The sequence below is a fragment of the Nocardia cyriacigeorgica genome (assembly GCF_005863245.1).
GTDB lineage: Bacteria > Actinomycetota > Actinomycetes > Mycobacteriales > Mycobacteriaceae > Nocardia > Nocardia cyriacigeorgica_C.
Genome location: NZ_VBUT01000008.1, coordinates 1 through 15,650, shown reverse-complemented (window position 1 = coordinate 15,650; position 15,650 = coordinate 1). Strand labels below are relative to the sequence as shown.

Genomic DNA, 15,650 nt, shown 5'->3' with positions numbered 1-15,650 from the left:
CAGATCACCGATCGGGAGGACACCATCATGCAGAAGATCGTCACCAACCTCTGGTACGACAACAACGCCGAGGAAGCCGCCGAGTTCTACTGTTCGCTGTTCCCGGATTCCAAGATCATCCGGACGACGCGCTTCAGCGAGAGCGGCATGGGCGAACCAGGTGCCGTGATGACCGTCGATTTCGAACTCGCGGGCCAGCGCTTCACCGGCATCAATGGTGGCGGCGAATTCCAGTACACCCACGCGATGTCACTGCTGATCAACTGCGACAGCCAGGCCGAGGTCGACCGGCTCTGGGACGCCCTGCTCGCCGACGGCGGCAAGGAGATCGAGTGCGGCTGGCTCTACGACAAGTACGGGGTGCCCTGGCAGGTCTGGCCGGCCGAGGCCGATGAACTGCTGACCGGTGACCAGGCCGCCGTCGACCGCGCGACCGCCGCGATGCTGAAGATGAAGAAGATCGACCTGCAGGCGATGCGCGACGCCTACGAGAACGCCTGACGTCCTCACCCGGCGCGGTATCCGGCGGTGAGTTCCGGATGCCGCGACGAGGTCTGCTCCGGGCGCGAACCGGGGCGGGTATGGTCGGGCGGGTACGAATCACGCCAACGGGGGCTCGCACCAGCGGGCTGAGAGGACGGCTAGCCCGATTCCGGGCGGATCAGGGCCGTCGACCGTATGAACCTGACCGGGTAATGCCGGCGTAGGGAGGAAAAATATGGGTTCCACCGGCCGTTCCGCGACCACCGCAGGTGTCGACACGGTGACCACCGGCCCGATCGAGGGCAGCGTCAAGCACTACGAAGAGGTCGAAGCCGACGGGCTGACCCTGCGCATTCCGGTGCGCCGGATCAACCTCACCACCGGCGATCACTTCGACGTCTACGACACCTCGGGTCCGTACACCGACGACACCGCGACCATCGACCTCGAAGCCGGCCTGCCCAAGCTGCGCGACGAATGGCCCAAGCCGCAGATCGACGGCCCGCGCACCCAGCTGGCCTGGGCGCGGGCCGGCATCATCACCGCCGAGATGCGCTATATCGCCGCGCGCGAAGGGGTTTCACCGGAACTGGTGCGCGATGAGGTCGCCGCCGGTCGCGCGGTGATCCCCGCCAACCACCGCCACCCCGAATGCGAGCCGATGATCATCGGCAAGAAGTTCGCGGTGAAGATCAACGCCAATATCGGCAACTCCGCCGTCTCCTCCTCCATCGCCGAGGAAGTGGAGAAGATGGTGTGGGCCACCCGCTGGGGCGCCGACACCATCATGGACCTGTCCACCGGTAAGAACATCCACGAGACCCGCGAGTGGATCATGCGCAACTCGCCGGTGCCGGTGGGCACCGTGCCGATCTACCAGGCGCTGGAGAAGGTCAACGGCGATCCCACCAAGCTGACCTGGGAAATCTACCGCGACACCGTCATCGAACAGTGCGAGCAGGGCGTCGACTACATGACGGTGCACGCGGGTGTGCTGCTGCGCTATGTGCCGTTGACCGCCAAGCGCGTCACCGGCATCGTCTCGCGCGGCGGTTCCATCATGGCGGCGTGGTGTCTGGCTCACCATCAGGAGTCGTTCCTCTACACCCACTTCGAGGAACTGTGCGAGATCCTGGCGCGCTACGACGTCACCTTCTCCCTCGGTGACGGCCTTCGCCCCGGTTCCATCGCCGACGCCAACGACGAGGCCCAGTTCGCCGAGCTGCGCACCCTCGGCGAGCTCACCAAGATCGCGAAATCGCATGGCGTGCAGGTGATGATCGAGGGCCCGGGCCATGTGCCGATGCACAAGATCGTGGAGAACGTGCGGCTCGAGGAGGAGCTGTGCGAGGAGGCGCCGTTCTACACCCTCGGCCCGCTGGCCACCGATATCGCCCCCGCCTACGACCACATCACCTCGGCCATCGGCGCCGCGATCATTGCCCAGGCCGGCACCGCGATGCTGTGCTATGTCACGCCGAAGGAGCATCTCGGCCTGCCCAACCGCGATGACGTCAAGGTCGGCGTGATCACCTACAAGATCGCCGCCCACGCCGCCGACCTCGCCAAGGGCCATCCTCGTGCGCAGCAGCGCGACGACGAATTGTCCAAGGCCCGTTTCGAATTCCGCTGGGTCGACCAGTTCAACCTGTCGCTGGATCCGGACACCGCCCGCGAATACCACGACGAAACCATGCCCGCCGAGCCGGCCAAGACCGCCCACTTCTGCTCCATGTGCGGCCCGAAGTTCTGCTCCATGCGTATCTCGGCCGACGTGCGCGAGTACGCCGAGAAGCAGGGCCTCACCGACGTGGAGGCCATCGAGGCCGGCATGGCGGAGAAGTCCGCCGAGTTCGCCGACGCGGGCAAGAAGGTCTACCTGCCCGTCGTTTCCTAGCGGCACCGAAACGCGCACGCCTTCGGAGGAAACCCTCCGAAGGCGTGCGTTCTTCTTTGTCAGCCCCCTCGCCGACGGGCCCGTCGGCCATTCACAGCCGTCAGCACCCGACCAACGGCGAGCTCAGGTGGAAACACTGGACAAACCCTGAGTTCATTAACATACTGGCAGTCGGTGAAGACCCAACGCAGGTGGATAGGTGTGGGTATGGACAGCCGAGAAGAAAGCCGATCGGAGGTCTTCGGGCCCACCGAGCACACAACACGTCGAGCGGAACCCCATGCACCCCAGCCCGGTTCGTCGCCGGAGGTACCCGATGCCTGAGCCCGCAGCTCGACCGCGCGGCGCGATGGACCGCAGACAGAAGATCAATTTCGCGCGCCGCGCCGCTACCGCGCAATTGGCGCAACTGCCAGGTGTCGTGCGGGCCGCGCTGAGCAACGGCCGCCGATCGGATGCGGTGCACCAGCTGCCCGACGAACCACCGGACAGCAGACTCACCCGCCAGGCGGCCGAACTGGCCGAATCCGCCTACGGCGGCGAGCTACATCAGCACAGCCTGCGCTGCTGGTACTTCGGCGTGGCCTTTGCTCAACTGGACGGCCTCCGTTTCGACGCCGAAGCGCTCTACATCACGACGCTGCTGCACGACATCGCACTCACCGAACGGCACCGGCCGGCACCCGGTCAGTCGCCGTGCTTCGCCGTGCACGGTGGCGCGGTTGCGCGAGAGCGGCTGTTGGCGTGGGGCGCCACGACCGAGCTCGCGAACCTGGTCGACGAGGCCATCGCGCTGCACATGGACGTCACGGTGGATCCGGCGCAGGGCGCGGAGGCGCACCTACTGCACGCCGCCGCGCACCTCGACGTCGCCGGCTCCAGGATCGGCGATCTGCCGCGTTCGCTGCTAACCGAGATCCTGCGCGCTCATCCCCGCGACGGGTTCACCGACGTGTTTCTCGCCGCCATGCGCCAGGAGGCGCGCGAACGCCCGGATTCACGGGCGGCCGTGATGTGGAAGCAGGGCATGCGGATTCCGGTGGCGATGAATCCGCTGAACAGGTACTCGACCAGTTGACACGCTGGAGACAGGACGGACACAGACCGCAGATCGGGTGCTTCGCCGCCGATCGGAAGCCCATCGCTCGGCCCATGGCCGGCGGCTAGGCTGCTGTCCGTGGCCGCTACCAGAACCAGCAGACGCGAGATGTATGCCGCGCTCACCAAGAGCGCGATCATCGATGCCGCACGCAAGCTGTTCGTCGAGCGTGGCTATGACGAGACATCGGTGGACGATATCGCGCGGGAATCGAACGTCAGCAAGGGCGCGGTGTACCACCATTTCCCGGATAAGCAGCAGATCTTCGCCGATGTGTACCGGGATGCGACGGCCGCGGTCACCACGAAGGTGGCCGAGGAAGTGGCAGGCACGACCGCGGATTCGTGGGATCGGGTCGAGGTTGCCGCCAGGGCCGCGATCCAGGCCTACGCGGGTGACGCCGACACCTTGGCGCTGCTGCGTCAGGTCACCAGGGTGCTCGGCGACGAGCGGACCAAGCAGCTGGAATCGGAGCTGGCGCTGCCGCTGATCCGCGGGCTGCTGGATGAGATGGCGGCGATCGGGCAGTTGCGCTCGTTCGATACCGATATCGCGGCCCAGCTCGCGTTTCGGGTGTTGTGCGAGGCCTCGCTGATCGTGGCGGCGGCCGACGACCCGGAGTCGGCGGCGCGCGAATCGGAGACCGTCATGCTGCGCATGCTGGAAGGTCTGCGGGCTCCGGCCGCCGGGTCCTGATCGACCTTGCGCTATCTCATATGCGAGATACCGTTGACGGTATGACGCCACGTGGCGACGAGCTACCACTGTTGCCCGGCTTCCGTGAGATGGCCGAGCGGATGGCGGCCGAGCGACATCGTCTGCTCGCCGACCTGGTCGCACGGCGGCAGGCCGCGGGCCTGTCGCAGACCGAGGTCGCCGCTCGGATGGGCACCTCGCAGTCGGCGGTGGCCCGGTTCGAGGCCGGTCAGGGGGATGTGCGCGTCTCGACCCTCGAACGCTATGCCGCCGCGACCGGCAGCCACCTCAGTTGGCGACTCGGCACCGGCGGCGATTGACCATCATCCGGAGGCTCTCATGAGCACCCCCTTCCGCAGCACCGTCCCGCAACCGCCGCCGTGGCGGCCATGGCCGCCGGAATTCCCGGTGCCGCCGAGCCCGCCGCCGCGACCGCAGTCACCTGCCCCGCCGCCGATGCCGACCCAGGTGTGGTTCGACTCGCGAGAAACCGCGGATCGGCTGCTCGATCGCCGCATCGTGGTCGCACACGGGAAGCTGGACGGTGAAACGGTGACCCGGTTGTGCGCACAGCTGTTGACCCTCGACGCCGAGAGCACCGAGCCGATCAGGCTCGAAGTGCACAGCCTCGATGCGGAATTGCCCGATGCGTTGACGCTCATGGGCGTGCTGGAAGTCATCCGGGGGCCGGTGTCGGTGTATGCGAGCGGATTGGTCCGCGGCCCCGCGTTGGGGATCCTGGCCGCGGCCGATCACCGCTACGCCTACCCGAATGCTGTGCTCGTGCTCAGCGAACCGCAGGTCCAGTTCGAGGCGACCGCGGACGCCGCCGCTTCCGAGCAGGCGCAACTGGAGTCGATGCTCGGTGAACTGGCAGGCGAACTCGCCCGGGTGACCGGGCGCAGCGCCGAGCAGGTGCGCGAGGATCTGCGGACGCAGCGGGTGCTGACGGTGGACGAGGCCATCGAGTACGGCCTGATCGACGAGCGCGTCACCCGGCGCGCCGGGGCACCGCCCGTCGATCCGGACGCGCGCTGAGCCCACTCCGGCGATCGGCAGTCGAATACATCCCGGCACCGGTGCCATGTCGACGTCGTGCGCTGCGGGCATCGTGCGCTCGGCCGCTTACCGCACCACCCACCGCGCCACGTGGAGGCGCGATCACGATTGACCGGCTCGGACGAGTCCGTATATCGGGAGGGGACACTGCTCCGGGCGCGCGGGGCCCTGAAGTGATCTCGGCCGGACGAGCCGGCAGGCACTCGCGGGCACCGCGCCCCCACCACCTACTGGTCGAAGCTTCTGTCCACGAAGTCGGCGAAGGCGACCTTGCCGGGGATCGCGCCGGCCTCGGTGAAGGCGTCGGCGATTTCCTGTTCGGAGGCGATCACCTCGTCGGTCAGCGGGATCGGCTCCTTGATCGAGCGGGTCCAGGTGGTGCGGGAGGCGTCGACGGGGATCGCGGTCAGTTCGGCGTACTTGGTCGACCACAGATCGAGGTTGTCCGACGACCACTTGGTGGCCGCGGCGTAGCGGGTGAAGAAGTCGCGGATGGCGGCCGATTTCCCGGGGTCGTCGACGGCCTTGTCGGAGGCGACCCAGAAGTTGTAGCCGTTGGCGGCCTGGTCGGCGGAGGCGATGGACTTGGCGCCGACCTCCTTTTCCGCGATGGCGGTGTAGGGGTCCCAGACCGCCCAGGCGTCGACGTCGCCGCGGGTCAGCGAGGCGTAGCCGTCGGCGGGCGCCAAGTAGACCGGTTCCACGTCATCCAGGCTCAGGCCCGCTTTCTGTAGTTGCAGCAGTAGGTTCGCGTTCGCCGAGCTGCCCTTGGTGACGGCGACCTTCTTACCCTTCAGATCGGTCACCGAGGCGACCTTCGAGTCCTTGCCGACAAGGATGGCATCGCCCTTACCGGTCGCGGAGAGCGCGCCGACGATCTTGATGTCGGCATTCGCGGCGGCGCCGAAGATCACCGGCGTATTGCCGGCCTGCGCCAGATCGATGCCGCCGGCCCCGGCCGCCTCGATCAGCGGCGGACCGGCCGTGAAGGTGGAGAATTCGATCTTGTACGGCAGATTCTCCAGTTGGCCGGAGGCCCGCAGCAGCACCTCGATCGAAATGGCCTTCTGGTCCCCGACTTTCAAGGTGACCGTGCTGAGGTCCACCGGGCCGCTCGGCGCGGGCGCTGCCTCCTCACCGCACGCGGAGGTGGCGAAGACAGCGGCGGCCACCATGGCCGCACCTGCGAGCCGGAATATCGAGAGACGTTTCACGAGAACTGCTTTCGGTGCGTAATCGAACGGATGGATCAGGCGTCGACGCCGAGTAGCCGCAGCAATCGGGCGACGTACTCGGCGGCCTCCGGCGACGAATGCGGACGCGGGCGGGCGAGATCGACGCGGACTTCTTCGGCGATGCGGCCGTGATCGAGCACCAGCACGCGATCGGCCAGCGCGACCGCCTCCGCGACATCGTGGGTGACCAGCAGCACCCCGAATCCGCGTTCGGCCTGCAACCGCAGCAGCAGATCGTGCATGGCCAGCCGGGTCAACCCGTCAAGGGCGCCGAATGGTTCGTCGAGCAGCAGCAGCGTCGGGTGCGCCACCAACGCCCTGGCCAGAGCGACGCGCTGGGCCTCACCACCGGAGAGGGTCAGCGGCCAGGCCTCGGCCCGTTCGCGCAGATTCACCTGCTCGAGCAGTTGCCTGGCGATCTTCTCGTCCGCGCGGCGATTGCGCGGGCCCGGCCGCCCGAGCGCGACATTGCGAACCACGGGCAGCCATGGGATGAGCCGCGCCTCCTGGAAGACGATCGTGGGCTGAACGTCGACCGTCACCGACCCGCGATCGGCCTTGTCCAGGCCGCCGATGATCCGCAACAGCGTCGACTTGCCCGAGCCGCTGCGCCCGACCAGCGCGACGATCTCGCCTGCCGCGATCTCCACATCGACGCCTTCGAGGACGCTGCGCCCACCGAAACTCTTGTCCAATCCGCTGATTCGCGCCGCCGCACGGGTGGCGACGTCCTTGGTGATGGTCATGGTTGAACCCCTCGGTCGACGGACGGACGCCAGCGCAGGGCACGCTGTTCGAGCGCGCGCACGATCGAATCGGTGGCCAGCCCGAGCAGGCTGTAGATGAGCAGCCCGAAGATCACGATGTCGGTGCGCAGGAATTCGCGGGCATTGTTGATCACGAAGCCGAGGCCCGCGCTGGCATTGATCTGCTCGGCCACGATCAGCGACAGCCAGGCGATGCCGAGGCTCTGCCGCGCACCGACCAGGATCTGCGGTAGCGCCCCCGGCACGATGAGCAGGCGGAGGCGTTCGGACAGGGTCAGTTGCAGGGTGCGGCTCAGCTCCAGCAGTTTCGGATCCAGCTGACGGATACCGGCGAAGGTGTTCAGATACAGCGGGAAGAACACCCCGAGGGCGATCAGATAGATCTTCGGTTCCTCGCCGATCCCGAACCAGATGATGAACAGCGGGATCAGCCCGAACAGCGGGACGGTTCGCACCATCTGCAACGGCGGATCCAGCACGTATGCGCCGATCGTGCTCATCCCCGCGATGATCCCGAATACCAGCGCGAGCACCGCGCCGAGCAGGAATCCGAACAGCGCCCGCTCCCCCGACACCAGCAGCGCCTCGCCCAGCTGCCCCGAGCGATAGATCTCCAGCCCGGCGTCGAGCACCACCGACGGTGCGGGCAGTTTCTTCGCCGACACCCAGCCACTGCTACTGGCGATCTGCCAGATCAGCAGCAGCGCGACCGGAGCCAGTGCACGCAGAAACCCCGGACGTCGATACAGCGGAACCCGCTGCTCGGTCCGCTCGGTGCGCCTCTCCATAAGCATTGGTGCATGATGCGGGGCCGCACGGTCCGATCGACAGGGTTGCGCTCACGGTGAATCGATCACCGTGAGCCCCTCCCTGTCCGGAACAGCGGTTGGGTACGTCCCCGTAGAGTCACACTCCGATGACTTACTATCCGCCGCAGAAGAATCCGCTCGAGGCGCCACCGCCCGGAGGGCCGGCCGGTGCTCCGCCGCCGCCCGGAATGGCGCCGCACCCCGGATTCGGCGCTGCGCCGACACCTCCGCAATATCAGTACCAGCAGCACCCGTACGGCCCGCCGCAGATGCCGCCCATGCCTCCCGGGTACCCGCCGCATTACGGCGCGCCGCCTCCTCCACCACGGAACTGGCTTCCCGTCATCATCGGCGCGGCGGTCGTCGGTCTGCTGGCGATCGGCGTCGGCGCGGTCGCGATCGGATCCGGGTCGGACTCCGAGCCGGTCCGGTCGGCCGGCTCGACCACTATGGCCCTGCCCACCATGGCGCCGACGACGACCGAGGAAAGGACCTGGGAGGGCGCCTATTCGTATTCGGCGGTCGCTGATGCGTGTGAACTCGTCACCGCCGATGCGATGGCCTTCTTCATATCTGGTCCACCGAATAAGCGGGAGCCCGAAGCGAAACCACCGGAGAGTTACGGTGGAGGTGAACTGTCCTGTGATTCCAGCTATGCGTTGACAGGTCCGGGGCCCGGCCAGGCCGTGACGTCGCACGTCGTGACCGTGGAATTCGCCGATGAGTTGACCAGCAGCTCGTCCCGATTCGACAGCGCAAGCCGATCCCTCGGAAAGACCGGCGACGACAGCGGTCCGGTGCCGGGACTCGCTGCCGGTGGATTTTCCAGCGTGGATTGGTACTCCGACAATCACGTCGCGTATTACACGCTGGTGGCATGGGACAGCAACGCCTTCGTCAAGATCTTCGTTCTCGCAGGCAGTAACGCGCCTCTCACGAGAACAGGCTTGGACGCGGTCTTCAGCCCCCAGATTCAGCACGCCTTCGACACTTTGCGTGATTAGGGCGGGCTGCCGCTGGGCTGTGGGGTTGCCCAGCCGATCATCGACTAAGCCTGCGGCTACCGCACGCTTGGGACAAGCGGCCTCACCACCGCGGCGTTAATGACAATCGTTATCATTAATGCATGACGACTTCCCCACCACAGCAACTGCCGGTGACCGTGCTGTCCGGATTCCTCGGCGCGGGCAAGACCACGCTGCTCAACCACATCCTGGCCAATCGGGAGGGGCGCCGGGTCGCGGTGATCGTCAACGACATGAGCGAGGTGAATATCGACGCGGCGCTGGTCGCGGGGCAGGGGCATCTCGATCGCACCGAGGAGAAGCTGGTCGAGCTGACCAATGGCTGTATCTGCTGCACGCTGCGGGAAGACCTCATCGAGGCGGTGGCCCGGCTGGCCGGGGAGGGTCGTTTCGATCAGCTGGTCATCGAGTCAACAGGCATTTCCGAGCCGATGCCGGTCGCGGCCACCTTCGACTGGGAGTTCGAGGACGGTTTCAGCCTCGGCTCCGTCGCGCGGCTGGACACCATGGTGACGGTGGTCGACGCGTCGACCTTCCTCACCGAGATCGCCCGTGGTCAAGCGCTGGCCGAACGGAATATGCAGGCGGGTGAGGGCGATGAGCGGGGCATCGCCGACCTGCTGGCCGATCAGGTGGAGTTCGCCGATGTGCTGTTGATCAACAAGACCGACCTGGTGAGCGAGAGCACGGCCGGGGCGGTGGAGGCGGCGGTGCGGCGAATGAATCCGCGCGCCAAGGTTTTACGGACCCGTCACGGCGTTGTCGAGCTGAGCGAAGTACTGAACACCGGCCGCTACGATCCGGTCGCGGCCGCCTCGACCGAAGGCTGGGCGGAGGAGCTGGCCGGCGGTCACGTGCCGGAGACCGAGGAGTACGGCATCAGCAGCCTGACCTACACCGCCGACCGGCCCTTTCATCCGCAGCGGTTGTCGGAGGCGCTGGAACAACTTCGAGGACTGTTGCGCAGCAAGGGTTTCTGCTGGATCGCCAGCCGCGCCGACCTCGCCGCCATCTGGTCGCAGGCCGGGCCCAATCTGGTGTTCGAACCGGCCGCGTGGTGGACTTCGCTCGAGGTGCCCGCCGGCCAGGAGATCGTCTTCATCGGAATCGAACTGAATCGCGACCATATTCGGGCCCTCCTCGACCGCGCGCTGCTGACCGACGCCGAAATGGACGCAGGCCCACGGATCTGGGCAACCTACCCCGACCCGTTCCCGCCCTGGGGCGAACTCCACGAACACGCCTGAGCTCGCTCCCGCACGGCGACGGCCCAGGTCCGGCAAGGGGACCTGGGCCGTTGCGCGTGGACGTCAGCTCAGCTTTTCGAAGAACTGCCGGATATCACCGGTCAAGACCTCCGGCGCCTCGTGCGCGGCGAAATGTCCGGCGGCGTCATTGGGTCCGCCTACGACCGAGCCGACATCGTAGGAATTCCAGCTGACGATATTGCTGTGATCGCGTTCGGCGAACCGCCGCATCGACTGGAAGTCGCCCTTGAACATGGCCAGCGCGGTCGGCGTCGTGGTCGGCCCCGCGGGCTGCTCGCTCGCGTGGGCCTGCTCGTAGTAGAAGCGGATCGAGGTCGGGCCGGTGCCGGTCAGCCAGTACAGCGCGATATTCGAGATCACGAACTCCTTGTCGAGGCCCTCGCCGAACAGCTGCGCATTCCAGCCGAGCAGACCCAGCGGGGAATCCGCCAGTGCGTAGGCCAAGGTCTGCGGCTGCTGGCTACAGAAGACGTTGAATCCCATCTTGTTGTCCTGGAACCACTTCAGATGCTCGAGCGCCGCCAGATCGTCGGCGGAGATGTTCTCGAATTCGGCCGGATCGCCCGATGGGAACGAGAACAGCTGGGTGACGTGCACGCCCACCACCCGGTCGGGCGCGATCCGGCCGATCTCCGGCGAGACCATCGAGCCGCCGTCGTTGCCGATCGCCCCGAACCGCTCATAGCCGAGCTGGGTCATCAGCTCCACCCACGCCTTGGCGGTGCGCTGGATATTCCACCCGGTGCTGCGGGTCGGGCCGGAGAAACCGAAGCCGGGCAGCGACGGGATCACCACATGGAAGGCCGGCGCGTCAGGCGATTCCGGCGCGGTCAGCAGCTCGATGACGTCGAGGTATTCCAGCACCGAACCCGGCCAGCCGTGGGTCAGGATCACCGGCAGCGCGTCCTCGCGCTCGGACCGCACATGCAGGAAGTGGATGCTCTCGCCGTCGATATCGGCGATGAACTGGGGATAAGCGTTGAGCTTCGCCTCGACCGCCCGCCAGTCGAATTCATTGAGCCAGTACTCGGCCAGCCCGCGCGCCCGATCTCCCGGGACGCCGTAGGAATCGCCGACGCCGGGCAGCTCGTGCGGCCAGAGTGCGCGCTGCAACCGTTCGGCCAGGTCGTCGAGGCAGGCCTGCGGGATATCGACGGTGAAGGGACGGACGGTCATGGCGAGCTCCTCGTGTTGGAACGGAATGTTTCGTTCTGTTTCCACCGTAACAGAACGGATCATTCCGTTTCAAGTGCTAATCTGAGGCCATGCCGAAACCATCCGCCGCCCCAGCTCAGAAGGGCCTACCCGGCCGCAAGGCCCAGGCCGCCCGCAACGACGGCATCATCCTCGACGCGGCCCGCGCGGTCTTCCTCGCCGACGCCGCCGCCCCGATCTCGGCCGTCGCCGAACGCGCGGGCGTCGGCATCAGCGCGCTCTACCGCCGCTATCCGAGCAAGGACGTGCTGCTGCGCACCCTCTGCTACGACGGGTTGCGCCGCTACAACGCCGAAGCCGAAGCAGCACTGGAGGATTCGGACGGCTGGTGCGGTCTGGTCGGATTCCTGGAGCGAGTGGTGGACGCCGATGTCCACTCCCTCACCGTGCGCCTGGCGGGAACGTTCACGCCCGACGATTCGATCGTGCCCGACGTGCAGCGCTCCGGTGAGCTGACGTCGGAACTGGTGCGGCGGGCCCACGCCACCGGCCGGCTTCGTCCCGAGGTGACCGACCTGGACTTGGGATTGGTGCTCGACGCCTGCGCTGCCGTCAGCACCCCCGAACCCGAACGCACCACCCAATTACGCCGGCGGGTGCTCGCCCTGCTGGTCGACGGCATGGCCGCCGCCGGTGAACTACCCGGCCCCGCGCCGCAGCCGGGAGAGCTCGCCTGGCGCTGGCAGCCGCGCACCGGCCGGTGAGCATCAGTTCGAGATGCCGACGGCCCGATGCAGATACGTGCGATCGGTCAGCTGTTCCAGCATGAACTCCGCGATGTCGGCACGGGAGATCTTCAGCGACAGCCCGGCTTCGTTGCCGGAGAAGCCCTGACGATAGGTGCCGGTCGCGGGCCCGTCGGTGAACGCGCTCGGGCGCACGATCGTCCAGTCGAGGTCGCTGGCCCGCACGTACTCCTCCTGACGGACATGGTCGTTGTACGCCGGCCGCAGCACCAGGCCGAACAGGATGTACTTCCAGAGGAAGTTCAAATTGTCCCTGCTGTCGCCGACGCCGAGGGTGGACTGGCAGATCAGCCGCTTGACGCCGTTGCGCCGCATCGCCTCGATGACGGTGCGCGTCCCCTCGGCCCGGACCACGCCCTTGCGGCCGTTGCCGAGGGAAATCAGCACCGCCTCCTGACCGGCGACGGCGCCCTCGACGGCGGCCGGGTCGAGCACGTCACCCTCGAGTACCCGCAGGTTGTCGTGGGTGGTGGGCACCCGGCTCGCGTCGCGCGTGAGGATGGTGACCTCGTGCCCCTGCCGCAAGGCCCGTTCGAGGACGTGGCGGCCGAGGGTGCCGGTGGCTCCGAAGATCGCGATACGCATGGTGTTCTCCTGAATTCTCGAAAGCTGGTGTTTCGTTGGTGAATCCAGTACACCGCCCACAGGCGAGACGATCCATGGGCTGCGATCTCACAAACATAAGCGGTCGTCTCACTCGGAGCATGATCTCTGCGCGTCAGGGCCTCAGATCCGGCCGAGCGCGAGCGCGACGTTGTGCCCGCCGAAGCCGAAGGAATTGGTGAGCGCATAGTCGATCCGCTGCGGGCGCGGCGCGCCGGCGACGATATCGAGGTCGACGTCCGGGTTCTCCAGATTGAGCGTCGGCGGCACGACCTGTTCGCGCAGCGTCAGGGCGGTGATGACGGTTTCCAACGCGCCGACCGCGCCGATGGAGTGACCGAGGGCCGATTTCGGAGCGTAGATGGACGCGTTCGGCGTGACCGCGGTGATCGCGTTGGCCTCGGAGGCGTCGCCGATCGAGGTCGAGGTGGCGTGCGCATTGACGTGCTGGATGTCCGAATTAGCCAGTCCCGCAGCACCTATCGCCTTGCGCATCGCGCGTGCGGCGCCGTTGCCCTCGGGTTCGGAGGCGACGATGTGATAGGCGTCGGAGGTGATGCCCGCACCGAGCACACGCGCGTGCAGGCGCGCACCCCTGGCCCGGGCGTGGCGCTCGGATTCGAGCACGACCAGCGCGCCTGCCTCACCGAAGACGAAACCGTCGCGATCCCGGTCGAACGGCCGCGACGCGCGTTCCGGCTCGTCATTGCGGGTGCTCATGGCCCGCATCATGGCGAAGCTCGCGATCGGGACCGCGTGGATATGGCCCTCCACGCCGCCCGCGACGACCACGTCGGCCTCGCCCGTGCGGATCAACCGCCAGGCGTGCGCGATCGCCTCCGAACCCGACGAACACGCCGAGACCGGCGCGTAAACCCCTGCGCGCGCCCCGATTTCGAGGCTCACGGCGGCAGCCGGGCCATTCGGCATGACCATCGGGACGGTCATCGGCGCCACCTTTCGATAGCCGCCCGCGCGCATCGCGTCGACCGCATCGATCAGGGCGTCGCCGCCACCGAGGCCGGTACCGATGACGACCGAGAGCCGCTCACCGTCCACCTCCGGCGCCCCGGCCGCCCGCCACACGCGACGGCCGAGGACCAGCGCCAACTGCTCCACATACGAATGCCTGCGCTGCTCGACTCTGGTCAGTTCGCCGGCCGGGTTCTCGGTCAGCTTTCCGCCGATGCGGACCGGCAGCCCTGCGGCGAAGTCGTCGTCCAGTGGCCCGATGCCGGTGTGGCCGCGCAGCAGCTCCGACCAGGTCGCATCCATATCGGCGGCCAGTGAGGTGGTGGCCGCGTAGGCGGTCATGACCACGTCGTCCGTCGGCGGCAGAGTTTCTGAAGCGACTGTTACATTCACGATGACATGGATACCTGTAGCACTCGCTACAGTCAACCCATGGCCCGCCCACTCGACCACGCCAAACGCACCGAACTCCTGGCCGCGGTGGTGCGCTATATCGCCGAACACGGCCTCGCCGACCTGTCGCTGCGCCCGCTCGCCGCCGAACTCGGCACCAGCTCACGGATGCTCATCTACTACTTCGAGACCAAGGAGAATCTGCTGGTGCAGGCCTTGGCGACGCAGCGACCCGATATCGCGGCGTTCTTCGCAGGCGTCACCGATGCGGTCGCACTGCGGGAGCGGCTGTGGGATTTCTGGGTCGCGAACAGTTCCGGCGAGGGCGTGACAAGTGTCAAGGTGATGATGCAGATGCTCGGCGCGGCGTGCGCACCGCACGGCCCGTACGCCGGCTACGCCCAAGCAGCCATAGCCACGTTCGTGCAGAGTTTGGCCGCCGGCTTGCGGCACATCGACACCATAGATGACCCCGAAGTCGTTGCCACCCTGCTGATCTCCGGCCTGCGCGGCATCCTCCAGGACCGGCTCATCACCGGCGACGTCGACCGCACCGACCGCGCCGCCCGCCGCCTGATCGACCACACCGTGCGCTGAACTCGACCCACCGTTTTTTGTCGGTACCCCCTGCCATACTGCCGACATGGCTGATTCCGGTAGCTCCGCAGACACCCCCAAGACCACCTCCTACGACGACCCCGACGCCCCATGGAACCGCGAATACTCCCCCGAGGAAGTCGCCACCTGGAACGACGACATCATCCGCGAATTCCGTGAGACCGGCGGCACAGTCGGCGGCGACTACGCCGGCTCCACCCTGCTGATCCTCACCACCACCGGCGCCAAATCCGGCCGCCCCCACACCGTCGTCCTCGGCGCCCTCTACCGCGACGACACCCTCTACGTCAGCTCCTTCATCGAAGACCGCTACCCCGCCTGGTATCACAACGTCCGCGCCAACCCCGAAGTAACCGTAGAACTAGGCCCCACCACCTACCGCGCCACCGCCGAAGCCCTCACCGGCGAACGCTACGAAGAATTCGCCGCCTGGGCGCTCCGCGAAAACCCACTTTTGGCCGACTACCAATCGAAGGTGTCGAAGCCGCTGCCGCTCGTCGTGCTGACGCTGGGTGAGGTGATCGCCGACAACCTGCCGTAGCGGACCATGCGACGCTGCGAACCATGCGACGCTGCCACACCGGCACCGGAAGACTATGGCTGTGCCAGAGGATGATCCACCGGCCCGGCAGCGTATACCGATCGGTCTCGTACTACGCCGTAGCCGACCGGCGTGGATAGCGTCCCCCTATGAGCACTGCTCCGTCGAACCCACACGATGCCTTCTTCCGGCACATGATGCGCCGCCGGGCCGATGCCGCGTGT

General features: G+C 67.0%; 17 protein-coding genes. 11 read left to right on the top strand and 6 right to left on the bottom strand.

The annotated features are described in order from the left end of the window. Positions 1-27: 27 nt before the first annotated feature. The 6 genes from FEK34_RS20350 to FEK34_RS20325 all read left to right on the top strand — a co-directional run bounded on the left by FEK34_RS20350 (position 28) and on the right by FEK34_RS20325 (position 5,213). Positions 28-501, top strand: coding sequence for a VOC family protein (locus tag FEK34_RS20350; protein ID WP_138449970.1), 474 nt, complete (start codon positions 28-30; stop codon positions 499-501). Between the two features lie 217 nt (positions 502-718). Then, on the top strand, positions 719-2,380 hold the full coding sequence (gene thiC, locus FEK34_RS20345) for a phosphomethylpyrimidine synthase ThiC (RefSeq protein WP_036540837.1): 1,662 nt from the start codon (positions 719-721) through the stop codon (positions 2,378-2,380). 316 nt (positions 2,381-2,696) lie between these two features. Continuing rightward, positions 2,697-3,458, top strand: a complete 762-nt coding sequence (locus FEK34_RS20340; protein WP_249359439.1) for a cyanamide hydratase — start codon at positions 2,697-2,699, stop codon at positions 3,456-3,458. A gap of 99 nt (positions 3,459-3,557) precedes the next feature. Continuing rightward, a complete protein-coding gene (locus FEK34_RS20335) occupies positions 3,558-4,175 on the top strand; it encodes a TetR/AcrR family transcriptional regulator (protein ID WP_171048310.1) in 618 nt (205 codons plus the stop codon). 41 nt (positions 4,176-4,216) lie between these two features. Continuing rightward, complete coding sequence (locus tag FEK34_RS20330) at positions 4,217-4,495, top strand: helix-turn-helix domain-containing protein (protein WP_249357967.1); 279 nt, start codon at positions 4,217-4,219, stop codon at positions 4,493-4,495. 19 nt (positions 4,496-4,514) lie between these two features. Continuing rightward, the gene (locus tag FEK34_RS20325; RefSeq protein ID WP_138449968.1) at positions 4,515-5,213 is read left to right on the top strand and encodes an ATP-dependent Clp protease proteolytic subunit; all 699 of its coding nucleotides are present in this window, start codon (positions 4,515-4,517) and stop codon (positions 5,211-5,213) included. 248 nt (positions 5,214-5,461) lie between these two features. Here FEK34_RS20325 and FEK34_RS20320 read toward each other — a convergent pair whose 3' ends face one another. From FEK34_RS20320 to FEK34_RS20310, 3 genes are all read right to left on the bottom strand, one after another. Further along, positions 5,462-6,409, bottom strand: a complete 948-nt coding sequence (locus FEK34_RS20320; RefSeq protein ID WP_432760975.1) for an ABC transporter substrate-binding protein — start codon at positions 6,407-6,409, stop codon at positions 5,462-5,464. A gap of 74 nt (positions 6,410-6,483) precedes the next feature. Further along, positions 6,484-7,215 carry an ABC transporter ATP-binding protein gene (locus FEK34_RS20315; RefSeq protein WP_138449964.1) on the bottom strand — a complete coding sequence of 244 codons (732 nt, stop codon included), beginning with the start codon at positions 7,213-7,215 and terminating at the stop codon, positions 6,484-6,486. Then, positions 7,212-8,024 (bottom strand): ABC transporter permease, encoded by an 813-nt coding sequence (locus tag FEK34_RS20310; protein ID WP_138450508.1) that lies wholly within the window; start codon positions 8,022-8,024, stop codon positions 7,212-7,214. The genes FEK34_RS20315 and FEK34_RS20310 overlap by 4 nt, the downstream gene beginning before the upstream one ends. Before the next feature lie 128 nt (positions 8,025-8,152). On the opposite strand from FEK34_RS20310, the gene FEK34_RS20305 reads away from it, so the two are divergent. Both FEK34_RS20305 and FEK34_RS20300 read left to right on the top strand, forming a co-directional pair. Next, positions 8,153-9,049 (top strand): hypothetical protein, encoded by an 897-nt coding sequence (locus tag FEK34_RS20305; protein WP_138449962.1) that lies wholly within the window; start codon positions 8,153-8,155, stop codon positions 9,047-9,049. 122 nt (positions 9,050-9,171) lie between these two features. Beyond that, a complete protein-coding gene (locus FEK34_RS20300; RefSeq protein WP_138449960.1) occupies positions 9,172-10,317 on the top strand; it encodes a GTP-binding protein in 1,146 nt (381 codons plus the stop codon). Between the two features lie 63 nt (positions 10,318-10,380). Here FEK34_RS20300 and FEK34_RS20295 read toward each other — a convergent pair whose 3' ends face one another. Continuing rightward, on the bottom strand, positions 10,381-11,514 hold the full coding sequence (locus FEK34_RS20295) for an epoxide hydrolase family protein (protein ID WP_138449958.1): 1,134 nt from the start codon (positions 11,512-11,514) through the stop codon (positions 10,381-10,383). A gap of 89 nt (positions 11,515-11,603) precedes the next feature. Between FEK34_RS20295 and FEK34_RS20290 the strand changes: the two genes are divergently transcribed. Continuing rightward, a complete protein-coding gene (locus FEK34_RS20290; protein WP_138449956.1) occupies positions 11,604-12,257 on the top strand; it encodes a TetR/AcrR family transcriptional regulator in 654 nt (217 codons plus the stop codon). A gap of 3 nt (positions 12,258-12,260) precedes the next feature. Here FEK34_RS20290 and FEK34_RS20285 read toward each other — a convergent pair whose 3' ends face one another. Together FEK34_RS20285 and FEK34_RS20280 are read right to left on the bottom strand one after the other, a co-directional pair. After that, positions 12,261-12,884, bottom strand: coding sequence for an NAD(P)-dependent oxidoreductase (locus FEK34_RS20285; RefSeq protein ID WP_138449954.1), 624 nt, complete (start codon positions 12,882-12,884; stop codon positions 12,261-12,263). Between the two features lie 141 nt (positions 12,885-13,025). Then, positions 13,026-14,216: a KasA/KasB family beta-ketoacyl-ACP synthase gene (locus FEK34_RS20280; protein ID WP_138449952.1), complete on the bottom strand. Its 1,191-nt coding sequence runs from the start codon at positions 14,214-14,216 to the stop codon at positions 13,026-13,028. A 90-nt stretch (positions 14,217-14,306) separates the two neighbouring features. Here FEK34_RS20280 and FEK34_RS20275 point away from each other — a divergent pair, with 90 nt between their 5' ends. Beyond that, on the top strand, positions 14,307-14,864 hold the full coding sequence (locus FEK34_RS20275) for a TetR/AcrR family transcriptional regulator (RefSeq protein ID WP_138449951.1): 558 nt from the start codon (positions 14,307-14,309) through the stop codon (positions 14,862-14,864). 46 nt (positions 14,865-14,910) lie between these two features. Beyond that, complete coding sequence (locus FEK34_RS20270) at positions 14,911-15,426, top strand: nitroreductase/quinone reductase family protein (RefSeq protein ID WP_138449949.1); 516 nt, start codon at positions 14,911-14,913, stop codon at positions 15,424-15,426. The last annotated feature ends 224 nt before the right edge of the window (positions 15,427-15,650 follow it).